This is a genomic window from Virgibacillus sp. JSM 102003, assembly GCF_041949995.1.
Taxonomy (GTDB): domain Bacteria; phylum Bacillota; class Bacilli; order Bacillales; family Amphibacillaceae; genus Lentibacillus.
On sequence record NZ_JBHFQH010000007.1, the window covers coordinates 82,003 to 107,875 of the forward strand.

Annotated in this window: 31 protein-coding genes; 6 read left to right on the forward strand and 25 right to left on the reverse strand. The window is 40.2% G+C overall.

The features are described 5' to 3' along the window. Positions 1-64: 64 nt before the first annotated feature. The 7 genes from ACE1TG_RS09655 to ACE1TG_RS09685 all read right to left on the reverse strand — a co-directional run bounded on the left by ACE1TG_RS09655 (position 65) and on the right by ACE1TG_RS09685 (position 5,682). Entirely contained in the window at positions 65-415 is a 351-nt protein-coding gene (locus tag ACE1TG_RS09655) for a DUF2200 domain-containing protein (RefSeq protein ID WP_375052164.1), read from the reverse strand. A gap of 224 nt (positions 416-639) precedes the next feature. Continuing rightward, the gene (gene sigJ / locus ACE1TG_RS09660; protein ID WP_375052165.1) at positions 640-1,503 is read right to left on the reverse strand and encodes an RNA polymerase sigma factor SigJ; all 864 of its coding nucleotides are present in this window, start codon (positions 1,501-1,503) and stop codon (positions 640-642) included. Positions 1,504-1,544: 41 nt separating this feature from the next. Next, a complete protein-coding gene (locus ACE1TG_RS09665) occupies positions 1,545-2,735 on the reverse strand; it encodes an NAD(P)/FAD-dependent oxidoreductase (RefSeq protein WP_375052166.1) in 1,191 nt (396 codons plus the stop codon). 207 nt (positions 2,736-2,942) lie between these two features. Next, positions 2,943-3,452: a YfiT family bacillithiol transferase gene (locus ACE1TG_RS09670; RefSeq protein WP_375052167.1), complete on the reverse strand. Its 510-nt coding sequence runs from the start codon at positions 3,450-3,452 to the stop codon at positions 2,943-2,945. A gap of 76 nt (positions 3,453-3,528) precedes the next feature. After that, positions 3,529-4,065: a DUF1572 domain-containing protein gene (locus ACE1TG_RS09675; protein ID WP_375052293.1), complete on the reverse strand. Its 537-nt coding sequence runs from the start codon at positions 4,063-4,065 to the stop codon at positions 3,529-3,531. A gap of 204 nt (positions 4,066-4,269) precedes the next feature. After that, complete coding sequence (locus ACE1TG_RS09680; protein WP_375052168.1) at positions 4,270-5,013, reverse strand: DUF899 domain-containing protein; 744 nt, start codon at positions 5,011-5,013, stop codon at positions 4,270-4,272. A 171-nt stretch (positions 5,014-5,184) separates the two neighbouring features. Beyond that, entirely contained in the window at positions 5,185-5,682 is a 498-nt protein-coding gene (locus ACE1TG_RS09685; RefSeq protein ID WP_375052169.1) for an SRPBCC domain-containing protein, read from the reverse strand. A gap of 375 nt (positions 5,683-6,057) precedes the next feature. Between ACE1TG_RS09685 and ACE1TG_RS09690 the strand changes: the two genes are divergently transcribed. Continuing rightward, a complete protein-coding gene (locus tag ACE1TG_RS09690; protein ID WP_375052170.1) occupies positions 6,058-6,711 on the forward strand; it encodes a pyridoxine/pyridoxamine 5'-phosphate oxidase in 654 nt (217 codons plus the stop codon). Positions 6,712-6,882: 171 nt separating this feature from the next. On the opposite strand, the gene ACE1TG_RS09695 is transcribed toward ACE1TG_RS09690, so the two are convergent. From ACE1TG_RS09695 to ACE1TG_RS09740, 9 genes are all read right to left on the reverse strand, one after another. Beyond that, positions 6,883-7,650 carry an ABC transporter permease gene (locus tag ACE1TG_RS09695; RefSeq protein WP_375052171.1) on the reverse strand — a complete coding sequence of 256 codons (768 nt, stop codon included), beginning with the start codon at positions 7,648-7,650 and terminating at the stop codon, positions 6,883-6,885. Beyond that, complete coding sequence (locus ACE1TG_RS09700; RefSeq protein ID WP_375052172.1) at positions 7,651-8,412, reverse strand: ABC transporter ATP-binding protein; 762 nt, start codon at positions 8,410-8,412, stop codon at positions 7,651-7,653. A gap of 228 nt (positions 8,413-8,640) precedes the next feature. After that, positions 8,641-8,982 carry a DUF1048 domain-containing protein gene (locus ACE1TG_RS09705; protein ID WP_375052173.1) on the reverse strand — a complete coding sequence of 114 codons (342 nt, stop codon included), beginning with the start codon at positions 8,980-8,982 and terminating at the stop codon, positions 8,641-8,643. Between the two features lie 19 nt (positions 8,983-9,001). Continuing rightward, positions 9,002-9,334, reverse strand: a complete 333-nt coding sequence (locus tag ACE1TG_RS09710) for a PadR family transcriptional regulator (protein ID WP_375052174.1) — start codon at positions 9,332-9,334, stop codon at positions 9,002-9,004. 405 nt (positions 9,335-9,739) lie between these two features. After that, positions 9,740-10,330, reverse strand: coding sequence for a lysozyme inhibitor LprI family protein (locus tag ACE1TG_RS09715; RefSeq protein ID WP_375052175.1), 591 nt, complete (start codon positions 10,328-10,330; stop codon positions 9,740-9,742). 60 nt (positions 10,331-10,390) lie between these two features. Continuing rightward, a complete protein-coding gene (locus tag ACE1TG_RS09720; RefSeq protein WP_375052176.1) occupies positions 10,391-10,732 on the reverse strand; it encodes a hypothetical protein in 342 nt (113 codons plus the stop codon). 299 nt (positions 10,733-11,031) lie between these two features. Continuing rightward, positions 11,032-11,502 carry an RNA-guided endonuclease TnpB family protein gene (locus tag ACE1TG_RS09725; RefSeq protein WP_483887889.1) on the reverse strand — a complete coding sequence of 157 codons (471 nt, stop codon included), beginning with the start codon at positions 11,500-11,502 and terminating at the stop codon, positions 11,032-11,034. A gap of 11 nt (positions 11,503-11,513) precedes the next feature. Next, positions 11,514-12,203 carry an RNA-guided endonuclease TnpB family protein gene (locus ACE1TG_RS09735; protein ID WP_375052177.1) on the reverse strand — a complete coding sequence of 230 codons (690 nt, stop codon included), beginning with the start codon at positions 12,201-12,203 and terminating at the stop codon, positions 11,514-11,516. Positions 12,204-12,607: 404 nt separating this feature from the next. Then, on the reverse strand, positions 12,608-12,919 hold the full coding sequence (locus ACE1TG_RS09740) for a TIGR04104 family putative zinc finger protein (RefSeq protein ID WP_375052178.1): 312 nt from the start codon (positions 12,917-12,919) through the stop codon (positions 12,608-12,610). Between the two features lie 368 nt (positions 12,920-13,287). Between ACE1TG_RS09740 and ACE1TG_RS09745 the strand changes: the two genes are divergently transcribed. The 4 genes from ACE1TG_RS09745 (at position 13,288) to ACE1TG_RS09760 (ending at position 16,980) form a co-directional block, all read left to right on the forward strand. Then, complete coding sequence (locus ACE1TG_RS09745; protein WP_375052179.1) at positions 13,288-14,148, forward strand: TetR/AcrR family transcriptional regulator; 861 nt, start codon at positions 13,288-13,290, stop codon at positions 14,146-14,148. Then, positions 14,145-15,617, forward strand: a complete 1,473-nt coding sequence (locus ACE1TG_RS09750) for an MDR family MFS transporter (protein ID WP_375052180.1) — start codon at positions 14,145-14,147, stop codon at positions 15,615-15,617. The genes ACE1TG_RS09745 and ACE1TG_RS09750 overlap by 4 nt, the downstream gene beginning before the upstream one ends. Before the next feature lie 409 nt (positions 15,618-16,026). Then, positions 16,027-16,491, forward strand: coding sequence for a hypothetical protein (locus tag ACE1TG_RS09755; RefSeq protein ID WP_375052181.1), 465 nt, complete (start codon positions 16,027-16,029; stop codon positions 16,489-16,491). Further along, positions 16,492-16,980 carry a hypothetical protein gene (locus ACE1TG_RS09760; protein WP_375052182.1) on the forward strand — a complete coding sequence of 163 codons (489 nt, stop codon included), beginning with the start codon at positions 16,492-16,494 and terminating at the stop codon, positions 16,978-16,980. 506 nt (positions 16,981-17,486) lie between these two features. On the opposite strand, the gene ACE1TG_RS09765 is transcribed toward ACE1TG_RS09760, so the two are convergent. Together ACE1TG_RS09765 and ACE1TG_RS09770 are read right to left on the reverse strand one after the other, a co-directional pair. After that, the gene (locus tag ACE1TG_RS09765; protein ID WP_375052183.1) at positions 17,487-17,660 is read right to left on the reverse strand and encodes an aspartyl-phosphate phosphatase Spo0E family protein; all 174 of its coding nucleotides are present in this window, start codon (positions 17,658-17,660) and stop codon (positions 17,487-17,489) included. Between the two features lie 242 nt (positions 17,661-17,902). Continuing rightward, positions 17,903-18,697, reverse strand: coding sequence for a LytTR family transcriptional regulator DNA-binding domain-containing protein (locus ACE1TG_RS09770; RefSeq protein WP_375052184.1), 795 nt, complete (start codon positions 18,695-18,697; stop codon positions 17,903-17,905). 303 nt (positions 18,698-19,000) lie between these two features. Between ACE1TG_RS09770 and ACE1TG_RS09775 the strand changes: the two genes are divergently transcribed. Next, on the forward strand, positions 19,001-19,132 hold the full coding sequence (locus ACE1TG_RS09775) for a hypothetical protein (protein ID WP_375052185.1): 132 nt from the start codon (positions 19,001-19,003) through the stop codon (positions 19,130-19,132). Positions 19,133-19,295: 163 nt separating this feature from the next. Here ACE1TG_RS09775 and ACE1TG_RS09780 read toward each other — a convergent pair whose 3' ends face one another. The 7 genes from ACE1TG_RS09780 to ACE1TG_RS09810 all read right to left on the reverse strand — a co-directional run bounded on the left by ACE1TG_RS09780 (position 19,296) and on the right by ACE1TG_RS09810 (position 25,364). After that, a complete protein-coding gene (locus ACE1TG_RS09780) occupies positions 19,296-19,481 on the reverse strand; it encodes a GNAT family N-acetyltransferase (protein ID WP_375052186.1) in 186 nt (61 codons plus the stop codon). Positions 19,482-19,622: 141 nt separating this feature from the next. Further along, on the reverse strand, positions 19,623-21,557 hold the full coding sequence (locus tag ACE1TG_RS09785) for an ABC transporter permease (RefSeq protein WP_375052187.1): 1,935 nt from the start codon (positions 21,555-21,557) through the stop codon (positions 19,623-19,625). Further along, complete coding sequence (locus ACE1TG_RS09790; RefSeq protein ID WP_375052188.1) at positions 21,541-22,326, reverse strand: ABC transporter ATP-binding protein; 786 nt, start codon at positions 22,324-22,326, stop codon at positions 21,541-21,543. The genes ACE1TG_RS09785 and ACE1TG_RS09790 overlap by 17 nt, the downstream gene beginning before the upstream one ends. Before the next feature lie 176 nt (positions 22,327-22,502). Then, entirely contained in the window at positions 22,503-23,537 is a 1,035-nt protein-coding gene (locus ACE1TG_RS09795) for a sensor histidine kinase (protein ID WP_375052189.1), read from the reverse strand. Between the two features lie 36 nt (positions 23,538-23,573). Continuing rightward, positions 23,574-24,257, reverse strand: a complete 684-nt coding sequence (locus ACE1TG_RS09800) for a response regulator transcription factor (RefSeq protein WP_375052190.1) — start codon at positions 24,255-24,257, stop codon at positions 23,574-23,576. Positions 24,258-24,314: 57 nt separating this feature from the next. Continuing rightward, positions 24,315-24,449, reverse strand: coding sequence for a hypothetical protein (locus tag ACE1TG_RS09805; protein ID WP_375052191.1), 135 nt, complete (start codon positions 24,447-24,449; stop codon positions 24,315-24,317). A 279-nt stretch (positions 24,450-24,728) separates the two neighbouring features. Beyond that, the gene (locus ACE1TG_RS09810; RefSeq protein WP_375052192.1) at positions 24,729-25,364 is read right to left on the reverse strand and encodes an AbiU2 domain-containing protein; all 636 of its coding nucleotides are present in this window, start codon (positions 25,362-25,364) and stop codon (positions 24,729-24,731) included. Between the last annotated feature and the right edge of the window lie 509 nt (positions 25,365-25,873).

A 25,873-nucleotide genomic window follows, 5' to 3' on the forward strand; every position in this document is an offset into this window, starting at 1 on the left:
ATTTTGCAACAAAACACCAATTCTATTATTTTATATACAGAACCAGTGTTTCTAGTTATAGTTATTACTTCCGCAAAATTTTCTCCATCGCTTTTCCCTTTGCTAACTCATCAATCAGCTTATCCAAATAGCGAATTTCCTGCATCGTTGGTTCTTCGATGTCTTCCACTCGGACACCGCATATTACACCTTTGATCAACGTCCGAGAAGAATTAAGTTGGGGTGCTTCCGCAAAGAAGGTTTCAAAGTCTGATTGTTTTTCCAATTGCGCTTCTAACGCTTCCTGGCTATATCCAGTCAACCAACGGATAATTTCATCGACTTCTGCTTTCGTACGTCCTTTTTTCTCCGCCTTCGTAATATAATGGGGATAGACACTTGCAACACTCATTGTATAGATCTTATGTTTGGTCATGTTACACCCTCCCGTCCTTGTTTTATTGATTAGCTGTCTCAATTATATCAAAGTAATGTTGATTTCTCATGGATTGCTTAACATATAAAAGTCATTTATGCACATTTCGGTGATATGTGAAGTATTTAACAAGAAAGAACAGAAGTCATTAGTGACTCGCAGCTTGAATGGGTAGAAGTAAACATCTTTCCAACAGTTTTTTCTATGGATTGTAAGCGACTACCCTAAACTCGAGTAAGCTTATCCGGGTTCCGTACAACATAAATTCTTGCAAACTTTCCGCGCCGAAGTTGTAAACATATAGTGGCCACTGTTTCTTCACCAGAACGGAGCACTATACTGGTCTCACCATTCAAAGAAGTAATTTCATAGTGAAGTCTTTCCTGATAAAAGGGAGCCATGCCTTCAAGCGCAGCAGCCAGGAATCGAGCTACGAGATCACGCTTTTGTACTGGATGCCTGAATGCTTTTACTTTTCCTCCTCCGTCAGTGACGAGCATGACGTCTTCAGTCAACAGAGACAGTAGATGATCCACGTCGCCTTGTTCAAGGGAGGTAAGGAACCGGTTAACCCATTCCAATTCTTCCGCTTCGGTCGCGACTGTCTCTTCCTCTGATATTCCCATCTTGTTTCTCGCCCGGCTCATCAGCTTGCGGCAATTCGCCCCTCTCTTGCCGAGCAGTTCGGCTATTTCGAGATAATCGAATCCCAACGCCTCACGCAAGACAAAAACTACCCGCTCTGTAGGTGTTAGCCTCTCCAATAGTACGAGCATAGCATAAGACAGCAAATCGCGGCGGACGACCGTCAACTCAAGTGTATCTGATTCTTGCATCCGAATCGGTTCAGGAAGCCACGGACCGACGTATGCTTCCCTCTTCTTTCGTGCCGACTTCTGCAGATTGAGACAGCGATTGGTCACCATTTTACACAAATACGCTTTTGGCTCGTCTAAATGTTCGACATGAGCTTCGTACGCCTTAAAAAATACGTCCTGTACTGCATCCTCCGCGTCTGCAACAGACCCTGTCAACTGATATGCCAGCGTAAACAGTAACGCTTTATATTGGTCGTATAGTTCTTCCATCTCACTGTCCCTCCTGTCTTGAATGTTATAACTATTGCATCTTATCGAAGGTAACTGGCTTTATCCTCTACCAGCTTCTTGAGCTTCCCTGGAGTCTTTCCTGTCATCACCATATCAATTCCCCATTTGCGTATCCAAAACACCCCTTTTTGACCCAGACCAATATTATAGATATCCATATTTGATTTTGATGCTTTGTGAATCGGTGCAAGTTGACCCTCCAAATCGGCACTCACAATCTTCCCCAATCGAATCCCTTGTATCCCAGCTTCAAAGCACGTCTTCTGTTCCGCCTTGTCGGTTTTCGGGTCGACAATTCTCGCACAGTCGCCAATACTGTATACCCCCGGCGCCCCTTGGACACGATAACTTTCATCTACCAGCACCTGACCATCAGGTGTAAGCGGTAAGCCCATGCCGCGCAGGGCTGGATTCGGTATCAGACCAATCATCCATATCAATAGGCCAACTTTCAGTGAATCGCCATCATTTAGCGTCACCTCTCCTGTTTCCTCCCGCATCGCCTTACGATTGTGAAGTACGGTCACTCCACATTTGCTTAGCTCCTGATCCAACTTCCGCCTAAATTTCTCCGACACTCCTGGGAGCAGGCGTTCCTGTAAATTCAGTAAATATACGGAAACATTGGACGAATTCAACCCTAGCGCAGCTGCTTCCTTCTGCATAGAGAGTGCCAGCTCTGCAGACGTCTCGATGCCACTGATGCCCGCTCCAGCAACCGAGATTGTCATTAGGCGCTTTTGTACTTCAGGATTCGTCTCGTCAGCTGCCTTTCGTAAATTGACATGCCAGCGTTCCCGGATGTCTGCCGCGGATTGCGGATCGATCAAGGCAATCCCACCTTGGTCGGTTTCTGGTCGACGAACGGTGCTGCCAACCGCCACGACTAAAAGATCATAATCTATACGGGCATTATTTCCTTGCACATCCACATATTGAACCCGCTTTTCTTCACTATCCACTGATGTAACTGTACCTTGCACAAATTCAAATTCTCCTATAATTAAATCATCCCAAGGAATCATAATTTCTTCCTCGACCGTAGTTGGCTTAAATAACCTCAATTTGCGCAGATGACCGGGCTGCTTGTCGACCAGCACAAACCGAATCCGCCGTCCGTTTGCCATGTCCCGGGTTGTTTCCTGTATTTGTTTGAGTGCTTTAAGCCCTGCATAACCGCCTCCGATAATTATACATGTCAAGTCGTCCATTATTACTCAACTCCTTTATAAGTTTCATACATATAACAATGTAAGACTCTGATTTGTGACATCGGAAACGAACATACGAGGAAATTTTTAATAAAAATCCTTTACGATTATCGCGCCTTTTAGTTAAGTAAAACTGCTTTCATTATTCCTTATTTTAAAAAAAAACGGCTTATCGAAGTTCGATAAACCAATTCCATAAATAGTTTGCTATTTTGATAATGCGATTTTTATATGGGCTAAGTGGTGCTCTTCGTGCCAAGCTAATTTTGCAACTTTTGCTGCAACTGTTATTTTCCCGTTTTTCGGGTGAGTAAAAACTCGATCTAATTGGTCTTCCGTTAAACTTGATCCTAAAGATACGATGCGCTCATTTATACCTTCCAGCATTTTAATAGAACTTTCTACGGGAAGCTCTGTATCCGGGTGAATTGCCCACTTATCTTGATCAAAGGCTGGTACTGTTGGATTCTCATCTGTTAAAGCAAGCTTCAATCGTTGATACATGTTCAACTGTGAATCTGCAATGTGATGAACAAGCTGACGAACTGTCCAGCTACCATCACGATATGTGCTGCTTAATTCCTCATCACTTAATGGGGCAACAGTTTCTCTTAGCCGGATCGTGTACGTTTCAATCTCCTTTAGCCATTGTTGAATATTTTCTAATGTTACCTTATTTGGAACTTGTAATTCCCCAATTGGAAATCTTACATCCATTTTTAATCCCCTTTCCTATTTATTATTACTAGAATATCTCATAATCCTATTCGTGAAAATAAGGGCTAACCCTTTTTTATTTCTGATTTCTTTTCAGCATTTGTTGTAAATATTCTTCTGATTTTCCTTTAGGGATACTGAGCGTTTCCCAATTCTCACCTTTTAATTGTTTACCAATATAAACGATTTGCCCTATATGGTAGGCATAGTGTGCCAATTGCCTTTCAAGAGCCTCTAATGCCGTATGACTTTCACCACGAATGAACACACTTTTCAACAAATCCTGACCCTCTAGCCCATTTAATGTTTTAAAAAGAGTGTTCCAACCCTTTTCCCAAACTGCTATCAATTCCTGTTTTGACGATATATCATTCTCAAATTCCTGATCACGTTTCCTGTATGACTTTTCACCATCCGATGTTAAAAAATCAGACCATCTGGACACCATATTACCACTTAAGTGTTTAGCTATAACAGCGACACTATTTGAAGCATCATTTAAATTCCAATGGATTTCATCGTTTGATAACTGACTTATTGCCTTATCCCCGAGGTCTTTGACACTTTTAAACCTTTCTTGAACAACATTTAAATACTCATCTTCGAGATTCATCATTGCCCCTCCCTGTCAGAAATCCGTCGTTCTGTTGCTCCATTAAACTAAGATCCAGAAACAGTTTCCGCCACGAAAAAATGAATTAAAAATGTATGGTAACTTTTTTTCCTTAATGCCTTGACCGTTATCTTACACTTTTAAAATAAGGTTTATTTGTTCCACTTGAATAAATACCCTTGTTGCACTAAACCGAAAATACAACTATTTACGAGTGATGCTTCTTGAATGACAACATGAACCTGGAACTTCAGTGTAACCGTATGCGTCATGGAGACGCCACCATTCATACGGGGGAGATTGCGGCCAGCCTTGGGGCGCGTTTTCCCAAGTTTCTTGACGGCCAAATGGGGTTAGGTCAAGGTAGTTAAAAGGACTAAAGAGTTTATCGAGACCTCGTAAATACGTAGAATACGTGTGAAAGACACGGTCCCCATCACGCAGAAAAACACTCAAGCCCTGGTGTTGACGCTGTGCGCCATCCTTTGATGTAGCCTCAAAATCATAATTAAATTCGCTTTCAAAAGAAGAAAACCACGGTATCCCCCAACCCATACGTTCTTTAAAAGGTTCGATTTTGCTCAAAGGTGCCTGGGACACCAAAACTAAAGAAGTACCACGAGCATACAGATGAGAAAGGTGTCCCATGCTATCAACAATCATGGAGCAGCCCTCGCAACCCTCATCCCAAGTCGGATCAAACATAAAATGATAGACAATAAGCTGGCGACAATCCTTAAATAAATCAAGTAAACTTACTTCGCCATTTGGCCCTTGAAAAATATAATTTTTATCGATTTCAACCATAGGCATCCTGCGACGCTCAGCACTCAACTCATCCTGCTTGCGAGTAATCTCCTTCTCCTTTGTTAATAACTTCTGACGAGCCGCAAGCCATTCATCATGCGTGACAATCTTGGGAAGATTTACGCTAATATCCTCACTCATAAAATATACTCCTTTCTGTTTGCTTATCATAATTACTTCTTTTCGTTTGCTTTATAATCCTTTTTCTTAACAAAAATGCCCTTATATAAAATTTAGACGCAGGCACCTTATATTCTCCACCTCAAAAAAACCACCGCTAATTTAGTCGGTGATTTTCTTGCATGGTCCGGATTATTTTGATTCCTTTGACAAATAATCTTCTAATTGATTGAAGGTTCCTAAAAATCCTTCATGAACCATAACTTGTGATTCTCCAAAGGTCTTCAGTTCCTCTTCAGTTGCTGATGCAGCAGGTGCTACTATCGCTGTAAGGGTTGTTTTATCCCCATTTTCAGTGAACGTCAGTGTATTCAATGTTTCCAATGGCCAGCTTTCGTTAAAAGGTGCACGCACAAGGTTTCCTTCCTCATCAGAAAAGTAACTGGTGTAAACGACTCTCTCTGGTACAATCATTTCATTGTATATAAATTTAACCCACATTTCATCACCATTAGCAGGTTTTTGACTGTAATGAAAGACACCTCCCGGACGAAAATCTGCTTTTGTAACATGAAACGTCCAATCTTTCGGCCCCCACCAGTTCTGTAAATGCTCTGATTCTGTAAATGACTTAAACACTAGTTCACGTGGAGCATTGTAAGTATGGATTATTTCAACTTGGGTTAACATTTTGGTCCCTCCAGTAATTTTTTAGTTATCATTCTTTTTGTTTTCACTCTTTTGTAGTTCATGCAAATATCGGTTATTAAACCATACCCCTTACTCCGGGAATGCGCCTGTTAACGCATTCATTTTTAGGTGGATAAAACTTATTATACCCTTATATTTTCTTAAGTATATCACATACTATTGCGAAGAATTTCTTCTCGATTGCTCAATTTTCTGGCCCTATTGCTTCAGATTAGGGTTCTTATATTTGATTACATAAGAAACATTAGCAATACTGCTGCTATCCACCTTTGAAATAATGATAAAGTTGATTAAAGATATTAATTCTTTTATATTAAATTAAGATGCTAGATTCATAATGAAAGGAGTAAGAATATGAAGAAAGCAAAGGATTTATTAAGCAATTTAAAGTCATTGGCTGGTCCGTTACCGGATTTTCATCCAGACGAGATAACGAACAACCCATCAGATTTGTTTTTGCAATGGCTGAACATGGCTATAGAAGAAGGTGTTCACGAACCCCATGCGATGACACTATCCACTGTCGATGCAGATGGTGCTCCCGACGCCAGAGTATTAATTTTGAAAGATGTAACCCGTGACAGGTGGTATTTTGCAACATCACTGGCAAGCCGAAAAGGAGAACAGCTGCACGTAAATCAGAATGTCGCCTTAACTTTTCATTGGTCTGAAATAGGCAGGCAGGTACGTATACGTGGAGTCGCTTCCGAAATGACTAAAGAGAGAAACACAGAGGATTTTTTGAAAAGGTCGAGTGCTGCTCAGGCAATGGCACTGATCGGAAAACAGAGTAAAACATTGGATAACCAAGAAGATTTAGAGAGGGAACTGAATAAATCGAAAGACTTGGTAAATCAAACGCCTAAAACAATAAGTCCCAACTGGAAGCTTTTTGCTGTAGTTGCAGATGAAGTTGAATTCTGGCAAGGTGATCCAGACCGTAAACACATGCGGGTACAATACCAGCGTAACGGTGAGCGATGGAGGCACCGCTTGCTGTGGCCATGATCAACTTTAACAGAATACTATTGCCACAACAGCGTGCGTTTGACATCTGCATTGAATCAGTTTCTGCCAAAATAGTATTCACACAGATTAGCTACGGCCAAAATATCATGTTAATAAAATAAGCGGATAAAGCAGCAGTTAGTGTAACTGCTGCTTCCTTCCTTAACAAAATCACGCCCGCTTTTTATACACCCCGATTGCAATAAAATAGGCTATAAATGTAATCCCGACACACCACATAAGAGCGACCCAAATATCATTGCCCACCGACTGACCTGACAGCAGCGCACGTATGGCCTCGACTATCGGGGTCACGGGCTGGTTTTCTGCAAAGGCGCGGACGATCGATGGCATCGAATTAGTCGGTACAAACGCTGAGCTGATAAACGGCAGAAAAATAATTGGGTAGGAAAAGGCGCTTGCGCCATCCACTGATTTAGCGGACAGTCCAGCAATCACCGCGCCCCAGGTTAAAGCCAGGGTAAACAGCATAAGTATTCCGGCTACCGCAAACCACGGCAGTATACCCGCTGACGAACGAAATCCCATTAAGATTGCCACAAGAATAATGACAACCAGCGATACGGCGTTCGATAACAGAGAAGTCAGCACATGCCCCCACAATAAGGTGGAACGTGAAATTGGCATAGAGTGAAACCTTTCGAATATGCCCCGTTGCACATCTGTGAACAGGCGAAAAGCCGTGTAGGATACTCCGCTAGCAATTGCAATAAGTAGTATGCCAGGCAAAAGATAATTCACATAGTTATCTGTTCCGGTTTGAATGGCGCCACCGAACACATAGACGAACAACAACAGAAGTGCGACCGGCATAATGGTGACCGAGATGATTGTGTCCATACTACGGGTTATATGGCGCATAGAACGTCCAAGCATTACACCTAAATTACTAAAATAACGTCTCTTTACTGCCTCCATTTACTTACCCTCCTTTTCACCGACAATTTCGAGGAATATTTCCTCCAAAGTGGGTTGTTTTTCAATATACTCTACCTTTGCGGGTGGGAACAGTCCCTTTAGTTCAGAGAGCGTACCGTTAGCAATAATCCTACCCTCATGTAAAATGGCGATACGATCCGCAAGTTGTTCAGCTTCCTCAAGATATTGGGTCGTCAGAAAAATGGTTGTTCCATTATCGGCAAGCTCCTTGACGATATCCCAGACTTCATTCCGTGCTCCAGGGTCAAGCCCTGTCGTTGGTTCGTCAAGAAAAATAACTGCTGGTTTCCCGATCAGACTCATGGCTATGTCAAGCCGTCGCTTCATCCCGCCGGAGTACTTCTCGGCCTGGCTATTGGCAGCATCTGTTAGGCCAAATCTTGCTAGCAGGTTGTCTGCGATCTGATGGGGATTGGAAACTCCTCGTAACTTAGCAATCATCAGCAGGTTTTCCCGTCCGGTAAGCACGCCATCTAAAGCTGCGAACTGTCCTGTCAGACTGATTCTCTGACGAACGTGATCCGGTTGATGCTGGACATCAAAGTCGCAAATACCCACTTTGCCGCTATCGGGCTTCATCAGCGTCGAAAGAATATTAACCGTTGTCGTCTTCCCCGCTCCATTTGAGCCTAGCAGTGCAAAGATTTCGCCACGCTGAACTTCAAAATCCAGTCCTTTTAAGACCTCATTGGCTCTAAATGATTTTTGTAATCCCTTTACAGATATTGCTATATTGCTCATACTTTTTCCTCCTTATAAAACGTACCTCAAGACTACTTGCGCGCCCAAGGAACTAGATTACTTATATTCCACTAATCGGTATCACTGGTAATCAGTGATACTTAATACTGGCTTAAAAAAATAGAATTGAATAGTGAGGATGTCAATTCATACTAATAAGATTAATTGAACACGAATGGTTCAGGTTTTCCTTCCCAGTGCTAAGCTATTTCCATCGGGAATGCGTCGTTAGTCGTGATTAATCGTATTGTTCAACTTCGTGCGATACTTTTCCTTCCAAGTTTCCTCATCTTTTACTAGTTCGTCGCAAAAAGCGGCCACATTCCCACCCGTGAGATCAGATACTTTCTTGCCTTCTGCGGCACTTTCTTCGAAAAGATCTAGAATGCCGCCAAAGATACGGCTTGTATCCTTCCAGTCTGAGGGAATAGCACCCGTGGTCATCATATATTTTTTGATAGCGTTGTACGCTTTGCTGTACTCACGTGGTAGTGCCTTCGCGCGCTCCTCCATAGCTTTCCATTCTCGATTGTCATCCAGACTTCCGATAATTTTTTCAATAAAATTCATCATACTCCTCCTTTGGATTTCATTTTGATTTTCTGTTGATTTTGAGTTCATTAATTTTGCTGGAGATTAACTCCCAGTTATCCCAAAAAGTTTCAAGATGTTCATGACCTACTTCAGTAAGTGTGTAAAACTTTCTAGGCGGTCCCTTGGTGGATGACTTTTTTTTGATGTTCACCAGGTTGTTTTTCTCAAACCTCAAGGTAATTGCGTAAACTGTGCCTTCAACCACATCAGTGAAGCCAAGTTCCCGTAGCTTTTGAGTGATTTCATAGCCGTAGGTTTCGCCATGGCTGATGATCTCTAGTACACAACCCTCAAGCACCCCTTTCAGCATTTCTGTGGTACCCTCCAAATTTACCCCCCCATTTGTATTTCACTATATTTTTCAGTACTTTGTAACACATATATTCAGTATTACTGATTACCAGTATATAGTATTACAGAATAGTGTTATTTGTCAAGAATGAATTTTTCGCCGAGAAGTCCATTTCACGGTGCTCATAGGTGTTCAAATTTGAAGTTTTATCTGCTCTTACACCAATACTGCGCTAGATAGCATAATAGCCTGCAATGCCAATAACAACTAAAAATATAAGAACACCAAAAAAAGTCCAAAGTGTAATTTTAACTCCTTTGTTCATCAACTATCCCTCCTTTTCAACCAACATTTAAGTCCACATCCTCAGCCTAACTAAGCAGCCACCCGCTTACCGGATGATAGTTTAATAGAAAATCAATACTAATAGTTTTGGTAAATTTACATCATATAATTCGCAACTAACTCATAGCATCTTTCTCTTGTAATACTTGCCTGCGTAGCCACATATTCTAATGATTCCATCGAACCGCCTTCATATTTAAGCGATGCTTCTTTAGCAGCTATATCTCTATGTTCTACCCAATTCCGTTGTTCTTCTCTTAATTGATCCATCTGTTCTGTACTAAGATGTTCTTTTAATACTCCATAGATTTCATTCAATGCTTTATCCCATTTTTCATATCTATCTTTCTCCTGTTCCTCCATATCTGCTGTTGTTGTTTTAGCCTCTGCGTGTTTATCTGATTGTTCCATATCATTCAGTTTCTTGAGATATTCTTCTTTTTTAGTTTCACTTACTCCACTGTCACCATCACTGGCCGTTAAATTTGCAGAAGTGTCCTCCTGGTCATTTGTTTCGGTATTTTCCGTTATATTTTCATCTTTATTGGTGAGGTCACTATTTGCATGTTGCGTTGAACTGCCGTTGTTTGATTTAGTACTAGATTCCTCAGATAAGTTGCCGCAAGCTACTAATATAAGGAATAGTGCTGTGAACATTATTATTAAATAGTTTCGATAATTTTTCATTAAATACTACCTTTCTTCTGTAATCTGATCCATCAGGAGGTATACCTTCTTCGTATTTGCCTAATATTCCAATTGACGCAGATACAATATAAATTCATGTCCATTCTGTTTTTTAAAATGGTATTTGCGGATCTTACTGTCAATTTTCTTTTGTTGCTTACTTCCTTTGCTGAAAAAATTGATAATATGAAAACATAATCCTACCCAAATGCCTGCCCAGCCTCGAAATCCTAGTTGAGCTGCCATTTCTTCTTTTTCCGTAAGTGGCAGTTGCGTATTTTGCTCGAATTCTTTTTTAAAATCTTCGTGGATTATAATATAATCTTCTTCACTCTTTAACGCATAAAGCAAATTTTCAGTGCTGTAGGCGATAAAACAATCATCCCTCTGTTTATATTCCAACGAATTCACTCCCTCTTATTTGATTCAAAATCAGCACATTTCCCTCGACAAATTGCCATTATATAGAAACGTCCAGCACCCCCTTGTTCGATAAGTGCGCCCGTCAATGCCAGAAAGCTTTGTTTATTTCATCATCTTAGGAGAAGAAAAACTGGAATTACCGTAATTATACCAATCCCATATAATACGAGTTTTCGCCCTAGTTTGCTTTTGTGTTGAACTACCCGCCACTTATCGGCCTTACGGTCTGATTGAGGTGGGGGATTCCTAAGAACACAGGCGTAACCGCCCGTTATGGATTAGGCTATCCCCGCAGTTCCTGCGGTTAGAAGTCTTATCGCTTCGTTTTTAAGGTTTAATCCTGCGTTGATATCTCGCTGGTGATGTGCACCACATACACAGGTCCACTCACGCACACGCAGGTCTTTAACGGCTTTGTTTTGATACCCGCAACTCGAACACAGCTGCGAACTGGGAAAGGTTTTACTCACTTCCACAACAGTCTTGCCGTACCATTTAGCTTTATATGTCAACATGACTTTGAATTGATACCAGGAAACATCAGCAATGGATGGAGCGCTTTTCTTGTTTTTCATCATATTCGATACCTGCAGACGCTCGATTCCAATCACATCGTGGTTCTTAATGATAGCGGTAGAGGTCTTATGCAGGAAATCTTCGCGCTTGTTTGCAATTTTCTCATGAATGCAGGCTATCTTGATGCGTTGTTTGTTCCAATTGCCGGAACCCACTACACGTCTTGCGAGCACTTGTTGAGCTCTTACCAATTTAGCTCCAGGGACTTGTAGTAACGATTGTTTTTGTAGATAGTTCCATCCGACAGAACAGCGAAGTCTTTCAATCCCAGGTCAACACCCGTATTGGAGTTAGTCTGCGGTAATGGCGCAATCTCCACTTCCGCAAGAACAGACACAAAGTACTTTCCGCTCGGGTTACGTCGGACTGTGGCATTGATAATTCGCCCTTTGATTTCACGACTTTTGGCAAGCCGCATGAGACCAAGTTTAGGCAACTTGATGTGGTTATCCAAAACAGCGATATTCCCATTGGTTTGTTTGGTGGTATACGACTGGACCTTATTCTTTTTGCTTTTGAATTGAGGCGCTTTATTTTGTTTTCTGTAATACCGTTGGTAAGCATCAGTCAGATTCTCAACAGACTTTTGAAGGGAAATACTGTCCACTTCCTTTAAAAAAGGGTAATGTTCTTTTAACTGGCGAACAGCCTTTATCGTGTCATATTTATTGAAAAACGCACCTTTCCAATTATTAGAAGGCAGCTGGCCGTTTTGTACCATTTCTTCTATTATGAACCAGTAGGCATCTTTTTGCTTCTGTTTTGCAAGGAAGAAATTGAACACAAACCTGGAGCAACCAATCGTCTTGTTAATTAGCTCGATTTGTCTTCGATTGGGGTATATGCGAAACTTAAAAGCTTTTTTGACGAACATGAAACCCACCCACTTCACAGGAACGTTTGTTCTGATTATATCATGAAGTAGGTGTTTTGGCTATCGCCAACCGACATTCATCTCCCCCTTATTGCTGGGCTGAAGCCCTTCGCACAATTGAAGAGGGAGTTTTCTGTCGGAGAATGATAAAGATACACAAATAATATATAAATAATAGTCGCTGCAACGTAAAAAATCAATCCTGAAATGACTTCATCTTTACTATAATCATTGGCATAAGCCATGAAATAAATTATTACTGATACTATAGATAATAGTCCAATTAAGTTTAAAAGTTTATGTGTACTCATTGTACCTTCTTCATGCCCCTATCCAATCTTTTTAGCAACCTAGCATTCGTTATACAAGAGCGAATTCCTTATAGCCCTAATCAAGAAGGACGCTTACTTTTCAAAAAAATTAATATGCTCTTCCCTGCTGCTTAACTCCACTATAAACGGGTAAAGAGACATAACTATAAGAAATACAACAGGAAATAAACCCAGCAAGAAAACTCCTGGAATATCAAAGAAAATGTTAATCAGCAGTGGTAATAAAATAATTGCGTTTAACAAACTACTTTTCATTCTTGATTTTTTGGTTTGATATTGTTTTTCTTCACAGTAGGGACAAGTCATCCAAGGATCCAAGGTGAAAGACTTGTTGATGGTTTGTTTAAAACTCCACTTATTATGGCAATTCTGGCAAATTGGCATAGTAATCACTCCTTGTTCAACTTATTGACCTGCCCCAAAAAGTTTTAGACGTTCTTTTTAAAGATAACAGATATTATTAATGCTATACACACGATAATAAGAAAAAAAAACTCTGACACCTATAAAGAATGCTTACTAACAAGTACGATTATATTTTCAAAAAGTTTCAATCCATTCGTTATACACCCTAACAGTTATGCAACACAATGGCACTATCGCAGAAAATCAGGATTCTTAATAACAGTTCACTGTGAACATTAAAAATCTCTAAGTATTCCACTTGTTTCAGAAAACACAAGCTGTTATTATGTATTGGTGACTATATAGTTACCTAAAGTAAACATGAGGTCATAGCTAGGAGAATGGTAATGGCACAGCGACATGATGAGCTTCTGGATGCGGCTGTTCAGCTGTTTCAGAAAAACGGGTTTAACACTACATCCGTTGCTGATATCACAAAAGCCTGCAATATATCGAAGGGTGCATTTTATAAACACTTTGATTCCAAGGAAAGTATGATCTTGGAACTTCTTGAACGTTACTATGATGATATGTTCAACGAAGCAGACCGATTTTCTGAAGATATACAGCGGTCACCACTAGTGGTACTGAAACGGAAAATCACCGTTGAACTGGAAAAATCAATTGAATACAAGGCATTTTTCTTTGCATTAGTAACGGAATTCCCCCCATATGAGGAAGGAAAAATACCTGAATTTCTGAACCGGATACGCGAGACACATCACCAATGGCATAAACAGGCACTGATTGATGCGTTCGGTCCAAAGGTCAAGGTGTATTTAAGTGATTTGGCCGTAATGATGGAAGGGATCATTCACAGTTACTTGCTGTGGATTATCTGGAAAGGGCCCGCCCTGCCACTGGACAGGCTGGGTGATTTTATAGGCGAACGTCTGAAGGCAATCGTAGAAAATGATGAAAATCTTTCACCAATGCTGCCGAAATCTACTGACACCGATTCGCCTGCTTCCATGAAAGAAAGCATCGCGCGTGACTTAAATACATTACGGTCAGAACTGATTAAAAGTGACGCTCCGGAAAAAGATTTACAGACAATCGACTTGTTAATAGAAGAATTCAAACAAGACAAACCGAGGGAATTTCTGGTCGATGCACTGCTTGGTCAGCTGCACCGTCGTTCTTATTTAAAAACTCGGATAACCAACATGATGACAGTTTGGGAAGTATGGAAAGGAGATTTATTATGAGCGAATCAGCAACTTCCTGGGATTTAGCGCCAAAACAAAAAGCATTGATGATTACGGCTTTGCTGATCGGTGCATTTATGGGAATTATTAATGAAACTCTACTAGCAACAGCACTACCAACCATTCAGGATGCATTTTCTATCTCCCAGGGTGAAGTGCAATGGATGACAACTGCCTTTTTAATGACAAATGGAATTATGATACCTATTTCAGCATTTTTGATTGACCGGTTTACAACGAGAGGCTTATTTTTAACCGCGATTGGCTTATTCGGTGCTGGTACTGCCATCGCAGCTATAGCTACAGCTTATCCAGTACTCCTACTGGGGCGTGTCGTACAGGCTTCCGGCTCCGGTATTATGCTGCCACTTCTCATGACAGTATTGCTGGCGGTTATTTCCGTTGAACGGCGCGGTACTGCAATGGGGATGATTGGAATTGTTATTGCGTTCGGTCCGGCAATTGGACCAACACTATCCGGCTGGCTGCTGGAGCATTACAGCTGGCGCTCCCTGTTTATCACCGTGATTCCAATTGTAGCAGTCACGATGATCGTCGCAGCACTGTTTTTAAAAAATGTAACCGACCTTCGAAAGCCGAAAATTGATGTATTATCTATTATTCTATCTTCAGTAGGTTTTGGCTCATTTTTGTATGGCTTCAGTATTGCATCCGAGAGTGGCTGGGGAAGCAGCATCGTTATCGGTTCCATTGCCATCGGGGTAGTGGTAATCAGTCTATTCGTCTGGCGCCAGATTGTCCTGGAAACACCAATGCTGGAATTCCGTGTCTTTCAATTCCGGATTTTCACCCTGGCGATTATTATCACCATGACAGTTCTTGTCTCCCTTATCGGAGCAGAAACGTTGCTGCCATTATTTATGCAGAATGTGCTGGGTTTCTCACCACTTAAGTCGGGGTTAATGCTGCTTCCGGGAGCAATTGTCATTGGTATTCTGTCACCAATAACTGGACGGCTGTTTGATAAATTTGGTGCCAAATGGCTTGCATTGATTGGTCTTAGTATTGTGACTGTCACGACATTTATGTTTACACAGTTATCACTTGATACGTCATTTACCTATTTAACTACTATCTATGCCATTCGTATGTTCGGTCTGTCCTTTGCCCTAATGCCGGTAATGACATCCGCATTGAACCAGCTTCCGCCAAAATGGTATGCACACGGATCAGCCATGGCCAATACCTTGCAGCAAATATCTGCATCGATTGGTACCGCCATATTGGTAACCCTGGTTGCCATGGGGACGAAAAGCTTTGAACCAGAAGCACCCGCCACAAATGAGATGATCGGACAGCAAGCACAAGTTGTTGGATTTGAATGGGCGTTTATGGGCAGTACGATCCTTGCATTCGCGGCCTTTATACTAGCACTGTTTCTTCATCCGCCAAAAAAAGAAAAAGAGATTGTGCGGCAAATTCACGGGGAAGATGCGAGTATGAGGTAATAAATTTTATAAAAGTGCCTGTCGCCTGGAACTGATTGTTTCAGGGGGCAGGTACTTTTTTGGTTAAAATAATTTACAGCGACCGCAACAAGAATTACCACTTTTTTTGCACCGCATTTACCAATGGGGTAACCTCAGGGAAGTGCGGATTTAGAAAGTTAAGTAATCTGGACGATAATAGGGGCTAAATTATCAATGTTTTACTGAGGAATAAGTCTTTCTCTATACAATAATAGTGCCTAATTGTTGAATATCATTTTTCTATTGCATATTATATTTATACTCCGCAGCAAATGACTATGTTTTGTTAATCGTTCTTCTTCAGCACAAGTCACTTTAATTGAATAAAGAATATTTTAGACATAGAAGATTAAACTATTTCTAAAAGCACATTAGTGGAGGAGCATCTATGGCATTTTCAATATTTTTTGCATTAACAGTGATAATAAATCTAACGTATGCTGTATCCAAAAAGAATCTTCATCTATTTGAAATATTCTTCATTTGGATGGTAATTAACATTATTCACCATAATTTTATGACCATCTTCGCATTGAATATGGAGATGATCAATTTAAATAGCAGTTCAACTAGTTATTGGACAATGGCACTTATTAGGGTCTTCCTTATTCCTGTTCTTATTATTTGGTATATAGATAATACCCAGGGGGCTAATAACAGGAATAATTGGTTTATACTGTTTATTTTAATACCCCTTTTAATAGGGGTTGAATATCTAGCCAACCTTCTTAATGTATATGATTTTGAAAAATGGAATCTTTTTTATTCCATAATAGAGTGGGTTGTCATTTTACTTATTATAAGCTTCCTCTCAACCATCTTTAGAAAAATACTTAGAAAAGAGATGAGCTAATTGTTACCGTTGCCAGAACAGTTTAACGAAAATGAATGGTTTATAATTCTTACCACAATTTGTGGTTTCATATTGATTTTGTTACTCCCAAAACGATATCCTCATGTAATTTCTATCTTAATGGTTTTGTTCACTGTAACAATTGCTATTATTATGGACCATCTAATAGCAACGCCACCATTGGATTTATATGACCTTAATGACCTTGAGAAATATGAGATAACAGACATAGTAACATATTTGATGTATTCTCCCTATGCATTACTATGTGTATATTTATTTGACAAGTTTGATCCAAAGGGTAAATATATTACTACATATGTCGTCTTTTGGTCTCTTTTTGCTCTAGGCTTTGAATGGTTAGCTGTGTTTTTTAATGTTTTTAAGTTTAGTGGTTGGACATTCCTTAATTCATTTGCCTTCTATCTACTTGCTACATCCATATACATACTATTTTTCAGGTTTATTATGAAGTCGTTAAAAAGTTAAAAGTATGAAGTTACATTTTTGTATGATAGGAAGATTAAAGAAGAATAACAAGTTTATAAAATAAGCAAAGATGGATTTTTGCTCTATTTTAATATAATCGTTTTACTATTATTTGTTTCACATCCCTGCCATTTAGCTTAAGTACATTTCTCCCAAGTCAATTAAAATGAAAACCTTTATTGCACAGTATTTAGTCTACTGCGCAATATAAAAGTTACTCTACAATATGTCCCTATTGCAGAAAACCCTTTTGATTAAAAATTGCCAATTATAAATCGGAAGACTAACAAAATTTACTGTGCGGATTACAAGTAAAACTGGAGGCTCTAATTTATTGGTACTGCTGGAAAAAGTGATAACAGTTAAAGGTGCTGGAAAAGTTCGCTTTTGATATAGAAGAAGTTTTTTAAACCAAGCAGAAGAATCGTAATAAAATGGTCAATCGAATTCAGTATAATTGTTGCATGAAGCGTTCTCATCTCTTGGCGAAAAGGTATTGTACCGAATTATTTTTTCTTTTGAATATATTCATTTATTAGTTCATCAAGTATTTGACTGTTTTCCACGGTTTCTTTATGGGTTAACCCCAGCTTATTCCCAAGTATCACGAGACGTTTTCTTCTGTATTCTATCTCTTGTTTGAGACATTGTTTGTATGAGGTTGCGTTTATTTGTTCCATTATCTAGTCCTTTCTTTAATTTTTCACGGCCAAACATCCTATTCTCACGCAGCACAAAGCCCAGAGTTGAGTTTTTTACATTAAGATTATTCTATAACTTTACAAATTACTTGTCTAATCGACTTCAGTCAGCATTTTACCAGTTTCAACCAAAACTATAATCATTTCATTCAACAAATTAGTATGTTGAATCAACTTTTCCAAAAAAAATAAGAAAAACTCGACAAAATATGCCGAGCTCTTTAATAAGATTTATAGGTTTTTAGCAGTTGTACGGAATCCGTGGATATCTTTACCCATTTATCATAATCGTAAAAATGTCCGCAGTATTTCTGATTTTTCAGTTCAATGACTTCTAAATAATCTATATTCAAAATGTAAGACTTATGGCATCTTAGAAAACTTTCATCTAATTGCTGATTTAAACTGGTTAATGATTCATATGTCTCCACTTGCTTTTTATAGGAATGGATGACAGACTTTCTGTTTACTCTTTCAATAAAAATAATTTCTGACAATGGAATGAAAATAAATTTACTGTTCTCTTTTATAACCAAGTTTTTTCTATCAGAATTAAGGCTTTGCTTCGGTTGATTTATTTCCAGGATTTGTTGCAAAACACTATTATGTTTTGATTCTGATGTTGATAGCGAGATTACATCTTCTAATGGAAAGGTGTTCTGTGGTTGCATTCGTTCAGTAACATCAATGCACGATCCCACCACTTCCACAACTTCCCCATACTCAAAAACCGGTCTTAAAAAGGCGAAATAATGAATCCCATTATTCTCGCTTTCATAGTGGACTGTTTCACCTTTCCAGGCTTTCCAGTAATATTCTTTTTTGAAGTTTGCTAAATCATATGGTAAGAATTCATCGAGATTTTTACCCAAAATATCAGTTTGCTTGAAACCAAGATTATAGAGTAGCTGCCCTTCAACCTCAGTATGGATGAAGTCATTCTGCTCTCTTCTGAATTTATAAACCATCCCCGTGTGACGAAGGTCTAATTGTTTTACATACCGGTAATCATTCATCCCTTACTCCCCGCTTGCCTTTATATGTGTAATCATCATTTACAAAGTTCAAACAATTCCAAACTGAAAATAATTTTTTCACACTTTTCTGTATTATACCATAAAAAATACCTTGGACAGATTATTTAAAGCTTTGGGGGTTCCATAGCCTATTTATCTGCAACGAACGGTTTTCCTTAATAGCGATAACTCCCATCAAGCCGATGATAAAAAAACATCAGGCGTGATAAAACCATAATAATATCCTTGACCGATACTATCTGAGCTAAAAATGGTACTCTTCAAAATATACTTGGAAGCAGGATGGTACTTAGAAATCTACCCGTATTGGCAAATCCTGATGTTAATAATAATTTAACAGGCGTTTCCTATATTATTAATAGAATTGAAAATATGGGGTTTGAAGCAAAGGTCGTCCAGACTAACACCAAGTAAGTTAAAAGGGGAAAATTGCGCTCTTCCTTTTTTGGTCTGGTTTAACCAGGTTATAAAACCATTATTTTTTAAAAAACACATTCTTCTTAAAACAAGTGGGTTGCCGAAATAACAACCCTTTCTTTCGTTAAGGAACCCCGTTAGCGTAAGATGACCATTCAAGTTATTCGGATGCCAATTTTTTGATCAATTTATAATTAATCAATGTAATGTTACTACGTTCTACGGTTTGAGACCCAATATTCTGGTATCCGCGATGTTCAAAAAAGGGTCTTGCTGTAATACTTGCTTCCGTATCAATTTCCGAAATCCGTAGTTCTCTCGCTTCTTGGTACAAATCTCTATTCAACGAGCACGATTGTAAAACAAAAAAATCGATTCCCTGTACGATAAGGAATCGATTTTTTTAGGTTGGGAAATATGCTTAGCGTACAAAATGTCCGAAATGTTGGCGGTACCCCATATAGCTTACCCCTCCTTTAATTGATGGTTATGACATAGCTTTTTTTACAATGTTGCGGTAGTAGCCTATGGTAAACAGAGCGAATACAAAATAGATAACCGTGTAAATCGCCATGACGATGGATACTGGAAACGTGATGTCCGACCGGATCATAAATGAAGCCGCCTTGATAGCAAAGATCGAATGCAGCATACCAATTGATAGAGGGAGAAGGAACACGATGGCCTGCTTTCGTATAATGCCTTTCATGATCATATCCACGTCAAATCCGAGCTGGCGCAACGTCTTATAGCTTTGCTTTCCCTGCTCGGCTTCGGTCATTTGCTTGAAGTACAAGATGCTGCCGGTTGAGACCAAAAAGACAAGTCCAAGGAAAGCTGCGATGAAAATGAGCAAGCCTGTCGTCTGTAGCATTTCTTGGTAATGCGAATAGAAATCATACGTTAATCGCTCGTCACTGACGTATTTTGCGTTGTATATAGAGGAAGCTATGGCAAGCTCTTCCTTGTCCAAAACTTGAAACGTATCAAAGCGAATTTTTTTATAACCTGACGTACCGGCCATTTGTTCTGCGATTTTGTCCATCGTCGATTCTGACACTAGCAGCTGCTTGCCGGGAGCATCTAAATTCATGATGTTCCTTTCCTTCACTGTCCTCAATGTATACATAACAGTCTGTCCTTGCTGCTCCAGCTTTATTTCAGTTGGATATCGCTTCGACTGCTCATCTAAGTCCCCGGCAAGTGAGGCCCCAGCATTGTACAAAATGGCTTCACCATCTGGCGGCAAGTTGAGGTCTGCGCCTGTTTGTTTAAGCTGTTCGGCCGGAAGCCATAACAATCTTTCTTCAACCTTGCGGGTTTCGTCATTCGGATCAAGGACTATCCCCATCGTCAGAACCGCTTGAACGTCGTGGTGATTAACATTGATGCCTTCCTTCCCCAACTCCATCTTGAACGACAGCGCCTCCTGCGGCTCGTTTTCAAACATAAAATCATAAGGGAGATCGCGGCTGCTCTCTTGCTCTGCGGAGTAGTAGAAGGAGTAGGCAATGGAAATCAGCGTGATGGCCATGGCCGACAACACCGTAATTAAGGTAAGTGAGTTGGCATTTGTTTTCGTATGGTGCATCAGCGGAGCCATCGACAGGCTGTTTGTTAAGCCTAGGTGTCCATCTTTACGTTTGCGGAACCGGTAAAAGCACCATCTGATCGTAACACGAAACAATAAGTAAGTCCCTGCAACGATGGATCCGAGCACCAATGGTGCGTTGAGGAATAACTGTTCATTGATATGACCCGATAATTCATAACCGTATCCAATCAGTGCCAGACCGAGCAGGGCGAAAATAGCAGATGCCACCGCTTTGGGCGGCTTAGTGAGGTCAGGCCGTTTGTCAGCTTGAAACAGATTTAGAAGGGTGCTGCGGTATACCTTCAGAATCATCTGAATGGAAGTGATGACGATGATGAGAAGATAGACCATCAACGTTTTAAAAGCCGCTGGTACGGAGAAGCTGATGTCGACAATCCCTTCTAAACCGAGCAGATTCAACAAAATCAGGACGAACAGCCTTGAAATCAACGCGCCGCAAATGATCGCAACAAGTAGTGCACCTAAGCCAAGCAGTATATTCTCGATCATTAGATATCGGACTACCCAGCCTTTGGAAAGACCAGCCAGCTGATATAGTCCGATTTCTCGACTGCGCCGACGCAAGAAAATGCCGTTGGCCGAGACGGTAAAGATCCCTACGATCACAATCAGCATGACTCCCGCAATTTGAAACCCGGCAGAGAAATCAACGCTCGGATGTGTCATATTCTGAACAGCCTGATCGTGCTGTAGTGAGGTGAAGACAAAATACAGGCTCATACTAAAGATCAGCGCAAAGAAGTACAAATAATAATGCTTCACATTTTGCCGCATGCTGCGAAGCGCTAATTTAAAAACCGTCAACATGGTCACCCCCCAGTACAGCTTGCACGTCCATAATTTCATTAAAGAAGGCATGTCTTGTTTTATTGCCGCGGTAAAGCTCGGAATAAGTCTTCCCGTCTCTTAAAAACACAACACGGCTGCAATAGCTGGAGGCTACCGGATCATGGGTCACCATGACAACGGTGACGTCTCGCTGCTGATTCACCTTCTCCATCACATCCAGTAACGAGGAAGCCGATTTGGAATCCAATGCACCGGTCGGTTCGTCCGCAAACACGATCGAAGGCTGGTGGATCAGAGCGCGCCCGGCAGCAGTCCGTTGTTTCTGGCCTCCTGATATTTCATGCGGATATTTGTTCGACAGAGCCCTAATGTCAAGCACATCGGCGATGGCTGTGAACTCGCTTTCCGCTTTCCGTTTGCTCATTTTGCTAAGGGAAAGGGGCAGCAGTATATTTTCCTTCACTGTCAACGTGTCCAGTAGATTGTAATCCTGGAAGATGAATCCCAGCTTGTTGCGCCGAAAGGCGGAAAGTTCGGTATTACTCAGCTTGGAGATATCTGCGTCATCGATTAAAATCGTTCCGTCCGTAGTATAATCAATCGTGGCTAAGACGTTAAGCAATGTCGTCTTGCCTGAGCCGGAAGGGCCCATAATGCCGACAAATTCACCGCGAGTGACGCGTAAATCTATTCCTTTTAATACATGCTGTGCATTTCCTTTGGTACCAAATGTTTTGTGGACATTTCGTGCTTGTAAAACGGTTTTCCCTACATTCAATTGATTCATAACGTACCTCCAAATCATAATTGTTGTTTGATGATGGCTTTATTATACGGTTGGATTTTCCACTTGTCGTACGTTTTACATGACAATCTGGCAAGACAACGTGACAATATTGTCAGGTTCACTATTCCACACGAAAAAACAGCCAGGAGCAATCCTGACTGCTTCATATCTGAATATTACTCGCCCGCCCCTCTTCGGACAGCTTCGAATGTGTTGGGATCGACAAAGATCATTCGCATCACCGTACCTTCCGTTTGACCAGGTTGCGCCTTGAGGGTAATTCCTAATTTATCTGCAACGGTTTTTGCAAGATAGAGCCCAAGTCCGGTCGCTGCGTTTTGAATCCTGCCGTTTTCGCCCGTGAAGCCTTTGTCAAAGATACGCGGCAATTCGTGTGGCTGTATTCCCGGGCCTTCATCGATGACATCCAAAAAGACTTGGCCTGTCTCCGTTACATCCGTCACAATCATAAGTGCCGTATTCGCTGGACTATATTTCACGGCATTCGTCAACAGTTGACGAAGGATGAAGCGGCACCATTTTCGGTCTGTAATGGCCTTTACATCCGTTCCTTCAATACTGACCGCCAGATTTTTTTCCATACACCATGGCGCCAGTTCCCGTACTTCTTCCGTGGCAAGGCGCTGTATGGAGGTCAATTCAAGATCATAGTCTGATTCGATTGCGGTCAGACGTGTCATATGCAGCTGACGGTCGACCAACAAATACACCCGCAACCATTCCGCTTCAATTTTACGTATTTCCGGATCACTTGGCAGGGCGTCCAGGATTAGCTTCATGGCGGTGATAGGAGTCTTCACCTCATGGATCCAAGAGGCCGTGAATTCATTCTCGATCAGTTGAGTTTCTTTATAGTCAGAAAGATTTCGTTTGAACTGAAGGGAGGCCTCCCGTAAGATGTCGTTGGTCATCTGATCTAGGCCGTCCTCAGGCTCAGGAAGTGTCTCAATCCAGTCTAAGGCAATGTCTTCCTGCAGAGCAGCCAACGCGGCGACATATTTTGTCTCTCTTTTGAAGCGCCATATAAAAAACAGGAGAAAGGACAGAATAAATAAGGCGTTAAAATAAAGGAGAGAAGTAGATGTGACCTGAATGCCTTGATCAAGCATGATCAGAACATTGGCTAAGCCGAGCAAGCAAGCAAACAGTAAAATCCAGCTTTTCCTTGCATCAACATAACGGATAAACATGGCACGGTCCCCCTTATCAGTACATGTTCATAATCTCTATAAAGTGATGGCCATATAACCAAGCCCTTTTTTTGTCACAATAGAGTCTGCCAAATCGATTGTCTCCAGCTTCTGCCGTAAACGGGTTATATTCGCTGTGAGGGTATTGTCGTTCACGAACTGCTCGTCCTCCCACAGCTTTCGCATCAAGTCATGGCGCGAGATAATAACATTGTTCGATCTCACGAGCGTGATCAGTATAAAAAATTCGTTTTTTGTTAAATCCACTTCTTTCCCAGCGTTTCGAATTACACCTCGATTCAAATCAATCAATGCGTCGTTCCATTCAAGAATAACCGGTTGCTCTTCGCCATAAGCATATGTCCTCCGAAGAATGGCTTGAATTTTGGCATAAAGCACGTCTGTATGAAACGGCTTCTGGATGAAGTCATCCGCCCCCATGTTCAGCGCCATGACCATATCCATTGGGTGATCGCGGGAGGAAAGGAAAACAATGGGTACTTTGGATACAGCGCGAATCTCGCGAGACCAATGAAAACCGTCAAATTTCGGGAGTATGACATCCATGATGACGAGCTGAGGCTGTTGTTCAAGAAATGAATGCATCACACCTTCAAAATCATCTGGTCTCGTGACCCGGAACGACCAAGCCTCTAGACCTTTCTTCAACGCAGCAAACAAAGCATCATCATCTTCAACAACAAATATGTTTATCTTCATCGAGCCAGCCTCCTAGTGTCGCAAATTTGACTGTTGTAAATTTGAGGTAACAAAGAATTACTCCTCATTAGGGACCATTGAACCCGAATGGTTATTGTCTTGAAAGGCCAATGGTTTTTTAGACCTGATATCAAGTACTTTATAATTTTCTGGTCTAACATTAACAACTAAATACTCTTTATCATCTTTCATTAAAAATCTCCCCTTATTCTACAATCTGGCCCGATTGTTGAAGACCTGCCTCTGATAAATAAAACCTCTTTAATAAAGTTCATTCTTTCATAGACGTAATTATTTGTTGCACAGTATTAGTCAAATAAGAAATACGACCACCCTAAATGTGATCGTCTCTAGATGATTAATCTATTACCAGTCACTTCCTACTGTAAATAGATCTGTTGTTTTTTACGTAATGCTAATTCAACATTAACGCCTAATTGCTGAATATCAATAATTAATAATAAAAGACTCCTATATCGTCCTCAATGCATTAATGACTTTATCAACATCATAGGTATTTGATGGAATAATATGTGTACTATTACCGTTATACCCTACTTGATAAGTGTTTAAAATTTCTGCTGCAAGTTGAATTAAATTCTCAATTTCTTTATATGTTATTGGGAAGTCTCTTCCTAATGCTTCTCTATCTTTAAAATACCTTTTGTCATTGTGTGCAAATGATTTATCCCTCCAGCTTAATAAATTTTTGACTATAGGTTCAACCTCACATAATTTTTCTTTATGTTTAATAATAGTTGATTCATCAATATTCAAGGTTCGCCCAAGTTTTTTCTTAGTAGTTGAATCGTTTAAAAAAATCTTCTTATGATTACTCTCAACAAAATTCAAAAAATTATTTATACTTTTACTATCTCTAGAGGCTGGTTCAAATATTTTTGCTAAACCCATAATTGAAGAATACTGAAAAGAATGAATAGTCAAGTTAAAAAATGCAGGTGCTTTGTTCATCGCATTTAAGTTATCTTCTTGATTACTTTTTTGTTTGAGATATTTGTTTAGTAAATAAAAACTATTTAATTGATAAAGTTCTTCTAAAAGACCCTCTACATCATTTACAAATTGTTTAACAATATCATTCGACATATGACAACTCCCTAATTGAGTTAATGGTACTTAAATTATATCATAACTTGGTTCAATTAATATATAAGCTCATACTCTATCTTACAAAGTCGCCGCTAAAAATGAAAACCTTTGCTACGCAGTATGAGTCTACCACGCAATAAAAGAGTTACTCCACAATCCAGCCCATTTCAGAAGGACGCACAATTTGATTAGCGCACCCGTTTGTTTAATTGTTTGTTACGACTTCTCCCATTCCTTATACACCTTTTTCCTGATACCAACGGATAATCCTCCATTTATAATCCGAACCCTTTTGCCAAACTTCAAGATTCAAGGCTCTAACCACTCTTTCATCCTTATCATCACTATATGTTATTTCATATGATGCCGTTGCCTGATTTTCGTGTTGTGGGAAGATTTTTAATCCTGAAAAAATGAACTGAATTTTTTTACCTTCGTAGAAATATATATTTAAAGAGGCAGAACGAACCTAAGTAACCATCGATATTGCCTGAAAGGAGAAGAAC

Coding starts and splice junctions, on each gene's coding strand:
- ACE1TG_RS09655 (WP_375052164.1), bottom strand. CDS start 415: ATGACCAAACATAAGATCTATACAATGAGTGTTGCAAGTGTCTATCCC.
- sigJ (WP_375052165.1), bottom strand. CDS start 1,503: ATGGAAGAACTATACGACCAATATAAAGCGTTACTGTTTACGCTGGCA.
- ACE1TG_RS09665 (WP_375052166.1), bottom strand. CDS start 2,735: ATGGACGACTTGACATGTATAATTATCGGAGGCGGTTATGCAGGGCTT.
- ACE1TG_RS09670 (WP_375052167.1), bottom strand. CDS start 3,452: ATGGATGTAAGATTTCCAATTGGGGAATTACAAGTTCCAAATAAGGTA.
- ACE1TG_RS09675 (WP_375052293.1), bottom strand. CDS start 4,065: ATGAATCTCGAAGATGAGTATTTAAATGTTGTTCAAGAAAGGTTTAAA.
- ACE1TG_RS09680 (WP_375052168.1), bottom strand. CDS start 5,013: ATGAGTGAGGATATTAGCGTAAATCTTCCCAAGATTGTCACGCATGAT.
- ACE1TG_RS09685 (WP_375052169.1), bottom strand. CDS start 5,682: ATGTTAACCCAAGTTGAAATAATCCATACTTACAATGCTCCACGTGAA.
- ACE1TG_RS09690 (WP_375052170.1), top strand. CDS start 6,058: ATGAAGAAAGCAAAGGATTTATTAAGCAATTTAAAGTCATTGGCTGGT.
- ACE1TG_RS09695 (WP_375052171.1), bottom strand. CDS start 7,650: ATGGAGGCAGTAAAGAGACGTTATTTTAGTAATTTAGGTGTAATGCTT.
- ACE1TG_RS09700 (WP_375052172.1), bottom strand. CDS start 8,412: ATGAGCAATATAGCAATATCTGTAAAGGGATTACAAAAATCATTTAGA.
- ACE1TG_RS09705 (WP_375052173.1), bottom strand. CDS start 8,982: ATGAATTTTATTGAAAAAATTATCGGAAGTCTGGATGACAATCGAGAA.
- ACE1TG_RS09715 (WP_375052175.1), bottom strand. CDS start 10,330: ATGAAAAATTATCGAAACTATTTAATAATAATGTTCACAGCACTATTC.
- ACE1TG_RS09735 (WP_375052177.1), bottom strand. CDS start 12,203: ATGTTCGTCAAAAAAGCTTTTAAGTTTCGCATATACCCCAATCGAAGA.
- ACE1TG_RS09740 (WP_375052178.1), bottom strand. CDS start 12,919: ATGCCAATTTGCCAGAATTGCCATAATAAGTGGAGTTTTAAACAAACC.
- ACE1TG_RS09745 (WP_375052179.1), top strand. CDS start 13,288: ATGGCACAGCGACATGATGAGCTTCTGGATGCGGCTGTTCAGCTGTTT.
- ACE1TG_RS09750 (WP_375052180.1), top strand. CDS start 14,145: ATGAGCGAATCAGCAACTTCCTGGGATTTAGCGCCAAAACAAAAAGCA.
- ACE1TG_RS09755 (WP_375052181.1), top strand. CDS start 16,027: ATGGCATTTTCAATATTTTTTGCATTAACAGTGATAATAAATCTAACG.
- ACE1TG_RS09765 (WP_375052183.1), bottom strand. CDS start 17,660: ATGGAACAAATAAACGCAACCTCATACAAACAATGTCTCAAACAAGAG.
- ACE1TG_RS09770 (WP_375052184.1), bottom strand. CDS start 18,697: ATGAATGATTACCGGTATGTAAAACAATTAGACCTTCGTCACACGGGG.
- ACE1TG_RS09775 (WP_375052185.1), top strand. CDS start 19,001: ATGGTACTTAGAAATCTACCCGTATTGGCAAATCCTGATGTTAATAAT.
- ACE1TG_RS09785 (WP_375052187.1), bottom strand. CDS start 21,557: ATGTTGACGGTTTTTAAATTAGCGCTTCGCAGCATGCGGCAAAATGTG.
- ACE1TG_RS09790 (WP_375052188.1), bottom strand. CDS start 22,326: ATGAATCAATTGAATGTAGGGAAAACCGTTTTACAAGCACGAAATGTC.
- ACE1TG_RS09795 (WP_375052189.1), bottom strand. CDS start 23,537: ATGTTTATCCGTTATGTTGATGCAAGGAAAAGCTGGATTTTACTGTTT.
- ACE1TG_RS09800 (WP_375052190.1), bottom strand. CDS start 24,257: ATGAAGATAAACATATTTGTTGTTGAAGATGATGATGCTTTGTTTGCT.
- ACE1TG_RS09805 (WP_375052191.1), bottom strand. CDS start 24,449: ATGAAAGATGATAAAGAGTATTTAGTTGTTAATGTTAGACCAGAAAAT.
- ACE1TG_RS09810 (WP_375052192.1), bottom strand. CDS start 25,364: ATGTCGAATGATATTGTTAAACAATTTGTAAATGATGTAGAGGGTCTT.